7 protein-coding genes are annotated in these 12,999 nt (G+C 41.5%); 5 read left to right on the top strand and 2 right to left on the bottom strand.

The genetic code is table 11. The annotated features are described in order from the left end of the window. Positions 1-66 precede the first annotated feature (66 nt). From rpsR to modB, 4 genes are all read left to right on the top strand, one after another. Positions 67-282, top strand: a complete 216-nt coding sequence (gene rpsR / locus NMG86_RS03860) for a 30S ribosomal protein S18 (RefSeq protein ID WP_026788747.1) — start codon at positions 67-69, stop codon at positions 280-282. Between the two features lie 8 nt (positions 283-290). Further along, on the top strand, positions 291-2,300 hold the full coding sequence (locus NMG86_RS03855) for a ribonuclease catalytic domain-containing protein (RefSeq protein WP_026797053.1): 2,010 nt from the start codon (positions 291-293) through the stop codon (positions 2,298-2,300). Between the two features lie 95 nt (positions 2,301-2,395). Then, the gene (gene modA / locus NMG86_RS03850) at positions 2,396-3,220 is read left to right on the top strand and encodes a molybdate ABC transporter substrate-binding protein (protein WP_026797052.1); all 825 of its coding nucleotides are present in this window, start codon (positions 2,396-2,398) and stop codon (positions 3,218-3,220) included. 24 nt (positions 3,221-3,244) lie between these two features. Then, entirely contained in the window at positions 3,245-5,083 is a 1,839-nt protein-coding gene (gene modB, locus NMG86_RS03845; protein ID WP_026797051.1) for a molybdate ABC transporter permease subunit, read from the top strand. Here the strand turns inward: modB and NMG86_RS03840 are convergent, their stop codons facing one another. Together NMG86_RS03840 and NMG86_RS03835 are read right to left on the bottom strand one after the other, a co-directional pair. Then, positions 5,084-10,180, bottom strand: coding sequence for an nSTAND1 domain-containing NTPase (locus tag NMG86_RS03840; protein WP_026797050.1), 5,097 nt, complete (start codon positions 10,178-10,180; stop codon positions 5,084-5,086). A gap of 93 nt (positions 10,181-10,273) precedes the next feature. After that, the gene (locus NMG86_RS03835; protein ID WP_042156392.1) at positions 10,274-10,528 is read right to left on the bottom strand and encodes a hypothetical protein; all 255 of its coding nucleotides are present in this window, start codon (positions 10,526-10,528) and stop codon (positions 10,274-10,276) included. 577 nt (positions 10,529-11,105) lie between these two features. On the opposite strand from NMG86_RS03835, the gene NMG86_RS03830 reads away from it, so the two are divergent. Continuing rightward, complete coding sequence (locus NMG86_RS03830; RefSeq protein WP_174236017.1) at positions 11,106-12,998, top strand: ArsA family ATPase; 1,893 nt, start codon at positions 11,106-11,108, stop codon at positions 12,996-12,998. Position 12,999 lies beyond the last annotated feature (1 nt).

Raw genomic sequence — 12,999 nt, 5'->3', positions numbered from 1 at the left:
ACACTGATGGTAATTCTTAAATCTACTTAAATCTACTTTAAAAATTCATAGAGGATCGATTTCAGCATGACCTACTTCCGTCGCCAAGTTTCTCCGATCAAACCCGGAACTCCCATCGATTATAAAGATATCGAACTGTTACGGAAATTTGTTACAGAACGGGGTAAAATCCTGCCTCGTCGGATTACTGGACTTACCTGCAAACAGCAGCGAGATCTGACCCAAGCTATCAAACGGGCTAGAATCCTAGCAATGTTGCCTTTCGTCAATAAGGAAGGCTAATTTTATCTGTGGAAAAGGGTACTCTGATTGAGCTTAGATTACACGGGGAGCGTCGTCTTGCCGTGATGGATCGACCTGAAGGAAAAAAACACTGGGTCGTTATTGATGAAAACCTCCTAGCTCATACAATTCACCCGCGGCAAATTGCTTATGAGGTAACGGGGGCTACATACAAACCTGTGGATATCCGGGCTTTTACTAAAGAATTGCAGCCTTATCTTGATCCGTCAAGTTTGGAGGTGGCTTGGGAAATTTTAGTGGAGCAAGGAGAAACCGTAGACCCGAAAGAAATGGCTCTGCTTTTGTTTTCTGAGCAGAGTCCGCCTCAGTGTTATGCCAGTTATGTCTTGTTATCAAATGATAAACTCTACTTCAAACAGAAGGGTGAACGCTACGAACCTCGCTCTCCTGGACAGGTGGCTGAAATCAAACATCAACAGGACGTTGAACAACAGAAGCAACGGGACGTTCAAGAATATTGGTTGCGAGTGCAAAATAGACTAGCGGGGGTCGTGGTAGAATGGCGAAATAGTGATCGCACCCGTTTGGATGCGTTAGAGCGTTTGGCGCTGCATGGAGAAGATGCCTCCCATGTCGCACCTGCTTTAGAAACTTTGGCAACCTTGGAACGTTCTCAAACACCCCAAGCTGCGTTGCAGTTGTTAGTAGACTTAGGGATATGGGGTCTGCATGAAAACCTATCCCTACGTCGGAGTCAAATTCCCACCCAATTCTCAACTCAAGTGCTTGAAGTGGCTCGACGTTGCTTAGATTCTCCCCCGCCCGATCCGGATTCTGATCGCCTAGATCTAACTCATCTTAAGGTCTATACGATTGATGATGAGAGTACCCGTGAGATTGATGATGGTTTGAGTTTAGAGGTTTTGGAGGATGGACGAAGACGGATTTGGATTCATATTGCTGATCCAACTCGTTTGCTTTCTCCTGGAGATGAACTAGACTTAGAAGCCCGCCGCCGGACAACAACAGTTTATCTCCCGACCGGAATGGTTCCGATGTTCCCCTCGGAATTGGCAACTGGGCCGATGAGTCTAATTCAAGGCCAAGTCTGTTGTGCTTTGAGTTTTGGTGTGATTTTGGATGAAACGGGTGGGGTAAAGGATTATAGTATTCATGTCAGTAATATTAAACCGACCTATCGCCTCACTTATGATGATGTGGATGAGATGTTGCAAATTGGCATCCAAGGGGAACCGGAAATTGATGCTTTGTCGCTGTGGGCTAAACGCCGTAAGGAATGGCGAAATGCGAACGGGGCAATTAGTATTTATATGCCCGAGTCGGTGATTAAGGTGAACGGGGAAGAAATAAGTATTACGGTTGTAGAGGATTCTCCGTCTCGCCAAATGGTGGCGGAAATGATGATTTTAACTGGAGAAGTGGCGGCTCGTTATGGTCAAACCCATAATTTACCGTTGCCTTATCGGAGTCAACCCCAACCGGAATTACCACCGGAGGAGGAATTGATGCAGCTACCACCAGGGGCGGTGAGAGCTTGTACTATGCGGCGTTATATGCCTCGTAGTGAGGTGGGTTTGACTCCTTCGCGCCATGCGAGTTTGGCTTTAGAGACTTATACCCAGGTGACATCGCCGATTCGTCGTTATAGTGATTTATTAGCTCATTTTCAAATTAAAGCCCATCTGCGAGGTGAAGCCTCACCTTTTTCTATAGAAGATATGCAGGCTATTGTGATGAGTTTAGGGCCGGCGGTGAAGGAAGCGTCCAAAGTAGAACGGGAAACGAATCGTTATTGGAGTTTGGAGTTTTTGCGCCGGAATAGCGATGAAATTTGGCAAGCCACAATGTTGCGATGGCTGCGGGAAGATTTAGGGTTAGTCTTTTTAGAGGAGTTAGCTTTAGAGTTACCGATGCGATTTAGTCGTTCTGTAGAAGTTGGAGAACAGTTTGAAGTGAAGGTAAGTCATGTTGATCCCCATAAGGATATGATTCAATTTCAGGAGATTATTGGTTCTACTGCTTCATCTGCTATATAGAAGTTTAAAGTTAAAAGATAGGTGCGGGGTGTCAGTTAAGAGTCAACCTTCACCTATTTTTTTTATTAATAATTAAACAGATAAAATTAATAGCCATGCCTAAACGTATTTTATATTTTTTAATCGGCTTAGTTTTTGCCGTCTTATTGTCTGTAGGAGCCTGTTCTCCTTCTGCCACTCCTCCGCAAGCGACCAAAACTATCACCCCAGCCGTCACATCCCAAACTACTACCTTATTAACTGCTGCTGCTGCTAGTTTACAAAATGCCATAGAAGAAATTAATCCCCTATTTAAGTCCGCCAATTCCGAGGTGGAATTAAAATATAACTTCGCCGCATCTGGGCTTTTACAACAACAAATTGAGCAGGGCGCACCGGTGGATGTTATCATTTCCGCCGCCGCTCAACAGATGGATAATCTTCAGAAAAAAGATTTCATTCTCACCGATACTCGGAGGCAACTTTTAACTAACAGTTTAGTTTTAATTGTGCCGAATAACTCTAGCTTAAATCTCATCAGTTTTGAACAATTAACCGACTCTAATGTAGGAAAAATTGCCATGGGGGAACCCCGAAGTGTGCCGGCGGGGAAATATGCCGAAGAAGTTTTTACTAAGTTAGGAATTATAGAAGAATTGCGCCCCAAATTTGTCTATGGCAACTCAGTTCGTAATGTTTTAAGCGCCGTAGAAAGTGGCAATGCCGATGCGGGAATTGTCTACCTCACCGATGCCAAAATCTCTAAGCAGGTGAAACAAGTCGCCACTGCCGCCAAGGATTTACATTCTCCGATCATCTATCCGATCGCTGTAATTAAAGCCAGCCAGAATCAGGAATCTGCCAAAACTTACATCCAATTTTTAACCAGTAACCCCGCCCAAGATGTGTTCAAAAAATACGGTTTTGGCATTGCCAACTAAAGATTGATGCAGATCTAAACGCTTATGACTACCGATTTATCGCCCCTGTGGATTTCCTTGAAAACGGCGGGACTAGCGACGATCGCTACTTTCTTTCTTGGAACAGCCGCAGCCTACGGGATGTTGGGCTATCGAGGACGGTGGAAATCCCTGATGGAAGGGCTTCTGATTGCCCCCTTGATTTTGCCACCTACAGTGGTGGGATTTCTGCTGTTACTACTATTTGGTAAAAATGGCTTTCTCGGTCAATTCCTGTCTTGGGGAAACTTCTCGATTGTCTTCACTTGGTATGCCGCTGTCATCACCGCCACGGTAGTTTCATTTCCCCTCATGTACAAAACCACCTTGGGAGCCTTTGAGCAAATCGATAGTAGTTTGCTACAAGTCGCCCGCACCTTGGGGGCTTCCGAAGTCCGGGTTTTGCTGCAAATTCTCTTACCCTTAGCGACTCCTGGACTGGTAGCGGGGATAACCCTGTCTTTTGCTAGGGCTTTGGGGGAATTTGGAGCTACCCTGATGCTGGCTGGCAATATTCCCGGTCAAACTCAAACCATGCCCATGGCCATCTACTTTGCCGTTGAAGCTGGGGATTTCCGGGAAGCATGGCTGTGGACGATCGCCATTATGTCCCTCTCCCTCTCCGGCCTGATGACAGTCAATTTCACCGCAGCAAAGGGGGGAAAGTTAACAAACAGTCAGGCTAAAAATAATAAGCAACTGATAACTGGTAGAGAAGTGCCATGGCGCGTCTCTACACTGATAACTGATAATCACTGTTTACTGGTTGATATTGAAAAACAATTAGCTAACTTCAAACTGAAGGTGGCTTTCACTGCCGGGCAGGAAACTTTGGGGATTCTTGGGGGTTCGGGTTCGGGAAAAAGTATGACCCTGCGCTGTCTGGCGGGAGTGGAAACGCCGACTAGGGGGCGGATTGTCTTGAATGGACGGACTCTGTTTGATGCTGATCAGCAGATTAACCTGCCCTGCCATCAACGGCGGGTGAGCTTGGTGTTTCAAAACTATGCCCTGTTTCCCCACCTGACCATAGCCCAAAATATTGCCTTTGGATTAGATCACCTGCCTAAACTCCTCCGCCAACAACAAGTGACTCAACAGCTTACCATTATGGAACTAGAGGGACTGGGCGATCGCTTCCCTCACCAAATTTCGGGGGGACAACAACAACGGGTAGCTCTAGCTAGGGCTTTGGCAATAGAGCCGGAATTACTTCTGCTTGATGAGCCATTCTCCGCCCTTGATACCCATCTCCGTAGCCAAATGGAGCAACAACTCCTCGCCACTCTTACCTCATATCGGGGCATTACCTTGTTTGTCACCCACAACTTAGAGGAGGCTTACCGATTGTGTGAGAACTTAATGGTCATGTCTGGGGGTCTGGCGATCGCTTCTGGGACAAAGGATCAAATCTTTGAACATCCCCAAACCGTTCGGGTGGCTCAACTTACAGGCTGCAAAAACTTCTCCCGGGCGGTAATACAGGGGGCTAATTCTGTGACTGCTACGGATTGGGACGTGACCTTACAAGTCCTCGAAGCAATTCCTAATTCTCTAACCAATATTGGCATCCGCGCGCACCAAATCAAGATCACCACAAATTCTGATTTTCCCGATACGGTGGGCGATAATACTTATCCCTGCTGGTTAGCTGCTACTAGCGAAACTCCACACCATACTACCTTGTTTCTCAAATTCAATGCTACCCCCGCTAGTTCCCAGGATTACCATGTACAGGCGGAGGTTTTTAAGGAAAAGTGGAACGCCATTAAAGATCAGCCCTTTCCTTGGTATGTGTGCCTTGATCCAGCCCGTTTAATGTTATTAACATTTGGAAATAACTGATTACTGATTACTGATTACTGAATCGCATAAATCCTGATCGTGTCCCTGTAATTGGGTTGGGTTGGTGGTGAAATAGTCATAAAGCCAGTTACAACTTTTTCGCATCTGAGTTTTTAAGTCTAAATTCTCTAAACTCCAGAGAATCGTGGTGCCATTATCCTTGCCTATAGCTAGAATTCCAGTATTTCCCGGACTAAAACTAATACTATTCACAAAATCATTCTGTTGTAAAACAATTAAAGGTTGAACCTGATCACAGGCCGATGTGTCCCAAAGACCGTCATTAATTTGCCATAGCCTGACTTTTTTATCATCACTGGCCGTTGCTAAAATTGCTCCTTGGGAATCATAACTTAAACTTTGTACCTGAGCATTATGTCCCAGAGGACAGGAGGCGAGTGGTTTTTTTCCTTGAAGATTCCAAAGCCTGACCATATCACCTTCAGCGACGGCGATTTGTTGAGAATTGCCCAAAAAAGCCAAAGTCGCGACAGAATTTTTCGCGGGTAATTCTAAGGTTGGTTGCCATTGTTTACCTTTTTTTGTCCAGAGGGTAATAGCGTTACTGGGAAGCTTGATAGGACTTTCCAAAAAACTCGCAGATGTGGCCAAAGTATTACCATCGGGACTAAAACGGACATCCCAAACAGCATCTTGATGAAGCAAAGTAGCGATCAATTTTCCTTGTTTGTTCCAAAGTTTAACGGTTTTGTCTTCACTTGCACTGGCTAAAGTTTGACCGTCGGGGCTAAATGTCACAGCCTTAATTGCTTGAGCATGACCGGAAAGTGCTTGCAACAACTGACCTTTTTTTGTCCAGAGTCGCACTATTTTATCCTCACTGGCGGTGGCAATTTCTTGACCATTCGGACTGAAACTCACCCAGTTGACTTTACGGGGATGTGGCAAAATCGAAGCAGGCTGTGAAGTATATTGCAGAGGTTTGGTGGCGACCCATAATTTCACGGTTTTATCTTCACTCGCACTGGCTAAAGTTTGACCATCGGGACTAAAACTCACACTCAACACCCCTTCTGTATGACCCTGTAAGGTCGTATTTAAGGGATCTCGACTCCGATCCCAGATGCGGGCGGTTGTATCGGCACTGACGGATACCAGGGTTTGACCATCGGGACTAAATTCAACACCCCAAATACTATCTCGATGTCCGGTAAAGGTTTTGAGTAATACCCCGTTTAAATTCCAGAGTTTGACGGTGCGATCGCGACTACCACTGAGTAAAAATTGACCATCGGGACTAAAATTGACCGTTAAAATATCATCGTTATGACCCTTAATCGGGGTGTTAATTTCCTTACCTGTTTCCGTATCCCAACGTTTGAGGGTGCGATCGCCACTGGCGGAAACAATTTGTTTACCATCAGGACTAAAATCGAGATCATAAACGGGTTGATTATGGGCTTTAATTGTGCGAATTAATTGACCATCAAGCGACCAAATTTTAATTTCTCCATCTTTACTACAACTGGCAATTATTTGACCATCGGGACTTAATTCTGCATCAAAAATTCGATCCGCATGACCTTTAAATTCCTGAATTAATGTTCCGTCTAAAGCCCATAACTTAATTGTTTTATCATTACTAGAAGTAACTATTTTCTTGCCATCGGGACTAAAACTAATACTATTAATCACGGCTAGATGTCTCATGGGACTCTGCGGAAGGGGAGTTCCCGTTGTTGTCCATAATAAGACTTGATTTTGACCTGTGTTATTGATACTTGCTGTAGCGGTGGCAATGATGTTGCCATCGGGACTATAACGAACCCTGGTAATCGGACTTTCATGGGGAAATTGGGAAGGTTCAGTTAATAACTTACCCTGAATGCTCCAAATTTTTAGGGTCTGATCAAGACTAGCCGTGGCAATCTGCTGACCATCGGGACTAAAACTAACGCCTAAAATGCTTCCCGTATGCCCTTCTAATCGATTTTTTTCTTGAATCCCAGAAATCATCTGCATTAATCCCTGGGAAATTTCTGTTTTTGTCTCCTCTGGAGCTTTGGTTTTTAAGGTATTTTGACCAATCTGCACGGTGGTTTTTAATACTCCTAATTGATCTTGTTGATCCGCTAATAAAAGGGCATTTTTAGCAGAAGTTAAGGCTTGAACTCTAGCTTTAACTTCATTCTGACCATTCATATAAAAGGTAGCAGCAAAACTAATTACAACCGCCCCTACAATCAATCCCATTAATCGTTCTAAACGACGATTTTTGGCTTCGGCTTGGTGGCGTTTTTCCTGTTCTTCTGAGAGTTTTTGGCCTATTTCTTTTTCTTGAATCAGTTGGGCTTTTTCCTGTTGCAATTTTGTGATAACTTCTTCTTGTTCGTTTCTATTTTGTCGGCGAATAAATCCCGCCAAATAATCATGTACTAATTGATAAAATTCGACCGTAGCCCCAATATCTCGATAGACTAATCCAGACTTTTCTAAAATATAAAGGATAATATCTAACGGGCCTAAAACCTGCTCTCGATGTAGTTTTTGTTTCAACTCCTCGGCTAATTCCATGCGGGTTTTTAAAGGGCGGGTATCATTTTCATCGGTTAACGCATATAAAACCACACGAGCCGTGGCGTCGTTTTCTGGGCCACAATCTCGTATTACTTCTTCTAAAAACCGTTCGACTAACTTTTGTTTTGGGCCTTGTTTTTGATAGCTTTCTAAAGTAGTAATATTTTCGGCTTGTAGTTGAGTCCCCACCACTTGCAATTCAATAGGACGAACTTCTCCCGCTTCTCCTGCTAAATCTTGAACCAAGGCTTGAATCAAGGTATCTTCTAAATAAAAATGGGCGCGATCAGTTAAACTCTTAATAACGTTATTGGCTTCTTTTTGACTAAAATTTCCTAAATAAAATATAATATCTTTATTTAAAATATCATTATTAATAGCTTCTAAATCAACCTGGCGAGTTCCTTCTAGTAAATAGTGCAAATAATCTTCTCGCAAGGAAATAACGATTTTTACAAATGGTAAATTTAAGGCATCTTGTAAAAACTCAAAAAATAGCCTTTGTAATCTAATAGACTGAACAAAAAATAATTCTTCAAATTGATCAAAAATTAAAACCGTCAATAAATTTTGTCTAGCATTTTCTTTAAGTTGTTCAATTACTCTAATTAAATTCTCAGTATAATCTTGATTTTCTGGTTCTTCGGTGAGTTCTGGATACGAATCACCATCTAAATTTGTAACCCCGATTTGAACAGACTCCGCAGATTGCACAGATAATCCGTGAAATCCGTGCAATCCATCTAAATCCGCGATAAGTTTTTGTTCTAACTCAATGATAAAACAATTATATGTTTTAATAACAATAGGAAAGCTAATCCGCGCATCAATAATTTTTTGCTGCAAAGCTGGAACTAATCCGGCTCCTAAAATTGAGCTTTTTCCTACCCCAGATTGACCATAAATCACCGTTAATTTATGATGACTACTAGCCATTCTTTGTAACAGATGTTTAATCGCTTCTTCCCGTCCTGAAGCGGTAATTTCATCGGTAAAATTGGCGGTAATTTCACTAGGATTTAAGGTAGAAGTCAGAGCTTGTTTACGAGGTTGTAATCGTCCGGCTCCCACAAAGGCATTATACCCATAAGCACTCGATTGATTGCGATATTCTTCCTTGATTTTAAAGGCTTCTTGATAATCTTTCAATCCAAAATAAAGGCGGTTTAGCATCTTCAAAATTTGCAGATATAACCAAATTAAATTGACGGTTAAAAGCGTCTTTTTAATTGTCTCTGCTGCCTGTTCTAATTTTTGAATTGCTTCCTTTTTTAATCCCTGCTTTTCTAAAGCCTGGGCTAACACATAGAGGAAAAAACTTTCTAATTGGTCAATCCAGGGATTATCAGGATTTTCCTTTGCTACTAAAATCAGAGTTTCTAGGGCAACATTAGCTAATTCTTTAGCATTTTGCCAATCCTGATCCTGTAAAGCAACATTGGCTAAAAATCCATAATCCTGGGCTAGTGGAATCAGGAAACTATTCCCCAATTTCTGATGTAATTTGCGACCTTTTAAGGCTAGTTCTCGGAGACTTTTCCAATCACTTAAATGAATAAAAACTTCTCCAATTTTATTTAGAAACTTGGCAACTAAATCTTGACGTTGAGCAGTTTCAAACTTTTCTATAGACTGCTGAAGAAAAACACAGGCTTGTTTCCATTCCCGATCACCATTGCGATGACGATGTTGTTCGGCTAAATAACACCAACATAAACCAATATGAAATAATATTAATCCTTCCCATAATAGAGGATTAGAAGCATCTTTAAAACCAGTTGAAATTCCATTAACACCGAGGATTTCTGAGTCTGTTGGTGATTGTTGTTGCCAAAATCTTAAAGCTTGTTGATATTGCTGTAACGCCAGAGTCACCTGTTGATTAACATAAAAATAGCGACCATAAACCCATTTTAACTTAGCTTCCAAAACCGGATCAATGGGAATTTCTCGACTTTTCAGTTCTTGATAAGCCGCTTGTAGTTCGGTTCCTGATTCTGGGCCTAAAATATTAGTTGTGGGTAAAAATCGTTCTGAACCTGCTTCTAAAACCGTTGTAAAAACGGATGAAACTTTTTCCTCTAAAAATTCAATTAATTCATCAGAACTGAGTAAAAATTCATAGGTTGTTGCCCAACTGGTAAAATCAGGAGCATTACGATTGAGTTTTTTCCATAATTTATCATTAATCCATAAAACTAAAGGAAAGGGAAAATTACGAAAGGCTTCCCTAACTAAATTAGCCGAATGCAAAACTTCATCAATCGCCACAACGGATTCTAAACCATAAACCATTAAAACCGAGGGATAATTAGGCTCTAGTAGTTCGGCTTTAATTGAACCATATAGGGTTTGACTCCCAGGAGCTAACTTAAATTCTGTAAAAGTCAGGGAACATTCTTGTTTGAGTTCGGCGACCATTTTTTCCCGCAAACTTTCATAATTACATCGCAACAGCAATAACGAAAAACTGCCTTGCATTTTCGTTATTGCTCTGGCTAAGGTATGAACTTGCTGATGATTATGACTGATCGTATCGTTTACGGGGTAAAGTGCCATTTTTATGAATCTCCTTGATGGGGTGATCATCCGACGCTTGATCTTGATATCGGCTGTTTAACCTTAACTCCCCATCATAACCCAAAGCCCTACCTATTCTAGTGTGACCCGTTCGGTTCTATAACATAAACCATTGTCGTAACATTCAGAAGTGCGTCTTTGTTCTGGGTGAGTCAAGATGGATTTATGATTGGGGCTATACTGTATTGACCCATGACTCAAGGGTTCAACTTTCAAAGGACTAGAACTTATCCCTTCTGGGCTGGCAAAACCGGAGCCAGCATTGAGTACACCCGCTAAGGATAATAACAGGATCAAAGTGTATTTTTTTCTAGGATTGGTCAACATAGTATTTAGCTCCTAATTGATTTCTAAGTTAGTGATTGATGGCTTAATCTAGGGAAAGGCAGGGTATAATGAATATTAACTTCATATTTAGACTGACCGATTGATTCAGTCTGTTCCCTGGGGTTGAAATTTGCTGGTGACTCTTTAATTATCTAAAATCCACGACGGCTTTATGCTAGATTGGTATGACAGTTTAATTCTCAGTTGATTCCAAAGGGTTTGAGATTAAGATGGTTGGGGGAGTCTCAAGTGTCTGGTCTGTCTAGTCAACCCTTCAACCTGTTGTTATGGGAGATCGGGGGCGGGACTTTCTGCTAAGATGGTTGGGGGAGTCTCAAGTGTCTGGTCTGTCTAGTCAACCCTTCAACCTGTTGTTATGGGAGATCGGGGGCGGGACTTTCTGCAAGGGGTATAACACTTTGGCAACTGACACAAGGGCTGAAGATTTAAAATCAACTACTCCATTCTATTCCAAGGGTTTCAAGGCTTAAATCTTTTTAGGTCGATGGGTTTGGGACTTTTGGTAGAGTGCTACAATATCAATATAGCAAATTCTGGTTAATTTATCATAAATTTGATGTTTAATTCTAATACTCTTAGTCTAGCTTTATTGAGTGGAAAAGGGGGTGTGGGAAAGACCACCCTTTCCTGTGGGTTTGCCCTCAATTGGGCGAAACAGTTTCCCAATGAACAAATTTTACTGATTTCTACTGATCCCGCCCATTCCTTGGGGGATGTCTTACAAATTCCCGTGACTGATGAAGCTGAATTTATTAAAAATTTCCCTAATTTAAAAGTTAGAGCTATAGAATCAGAAACCTTATTAACAGCGTTTAAAACTCGCTATGGTGCGGTTTTAGAATTATTAGTAGAACGGGGTAGTTTTGTCGAAGGGGAAGATTTAACCCCGGTTTGGGATTTAGACTGGCCGGGAATTGATGAATTAATGGGATTATTAGAAATTCAACGGTTATTTCATGACCAAGTTGTGGATCGAGTAGTGGTCGATATGGCTCCCAGTGGTCATGCGTTAAACCTCTTAGAATTAATGGATTTTTTGGATAGTTTATTAGCATCTTTAACCCTATTTCAAGAAAAACACCGCACCATTAGTCAATCTTTTACCGGACGTTATCAATCAGATCAAGCGGATGTTTTTTTAGAAGAAATGCAGGAAGAACTAGCTTCTGGAAGATCTCGACTTCAAGATCAAGAAAAAACCGCTTGTTTTGTGGTAGCTATTCCTGAACCCATGAGTTGGTTAGAAACCCAACGTTTTTTAGAGGCTCTCCAAGGTTTAAATATTCCCGTTGGGGGTTTATTAATTAATCATATTGTTTCCCAAAATCAAAATTTAGATCGGTATCAAGAACAGCAGAAACTTCTTAAACAATTTCAGAATATTGCGGAAAATCATCCTATTTTTACGATTCCCGAACTTTCAACAGAACCCTTGGGAACTATAGCCTTAGAAACCCTATTTTCCCAACTTCAACCTTTAATAATATCGGCAGATTTAGAGGAGCAAACTTTTATTCCTTCTCAACCCTTAGAATTTTCTACCTCCCAAGCCAAATTGAGTGATTTTATCGAAGAAAATAGACGATTAATTATTGTTGGTGGCAAAGGTGGTGTGGGTAAAACAACTGTTGCCGCTGCTATAGGTTGGGAAATAGCTAGGCGTTATTCTGAGAAAAAAATTCAGATGGTTTCTATTGATCCAGCCCATTCTTTAGGAGATGCTTTTGGGTTAAAATTAAGCCATGAAGCTATGGCAATTACTCCTAATTTATTCGGTCAAGAAATAGACGCTGATCAGGTTTTAAATCAGTTTAGAGAAGACTATCTTTGGGAACTGGCAGAAATGATGAGTGGCGAAAAAGATGATCCTAATGCTATGCTTAAATTAGCTTATGGCCCGGAGGCTTGGCGGCGAATTGTTTCCCAATCCTTACCTGGAATTGATGAAATGTTATCCTTAGTAGAAGTGATGGATTTATTAGAAAGTCATGAACTGGATTTAATTATTTTAGATACGGCTCCTACGGGTCATTTATTACGATTTTTAGAAATGCCAACGGCGATGAGTGAATGGTTAGCGTGGATTTTTAAACTGTGGATTAAATATCAGAATGTGTTAGGAAGAACTGAATTTATGGGACGTTTAAGGAATTTACGTCAACGGGTTGTTAAAGCTCAGAAAAAACTGCAAGATCCTAATTATACTGAATTTATTGGTGTGATTCAAGGACAAGTTGCGATTGTAGCAGAAGCAAAAAGGTTAACGGAATCTTTAATAGAAAAGGGTATTAATCAACGCTATATTGTGCAGAATCGCTTTGAAATAGGACAGGAATTAGTAACTGATCAATTTCCCGATCAAACCTTAATTATTTTACCAAATCTTTCCCGTTCTGTTGAACCGATTGTTAGAATCAAAGAAGCAGCTAAAATCCTATTTAATGATTAAA

Source organism: Planktothrix rubescens CCAP 1459/22 (assembly GCA_904830895.1).
GTDB lineage: Bacteria > Cyanobacteriota > Cyanobacteriia > Cyanobacteriales > Microcoleaceae > Planktothrix > Planktothrix agardhii.
The sequence above is the reverse complement of the archived record's forward strand: the minus strand, read 5'-3'. Positions and strand labels throughout refer to the sequence as shown.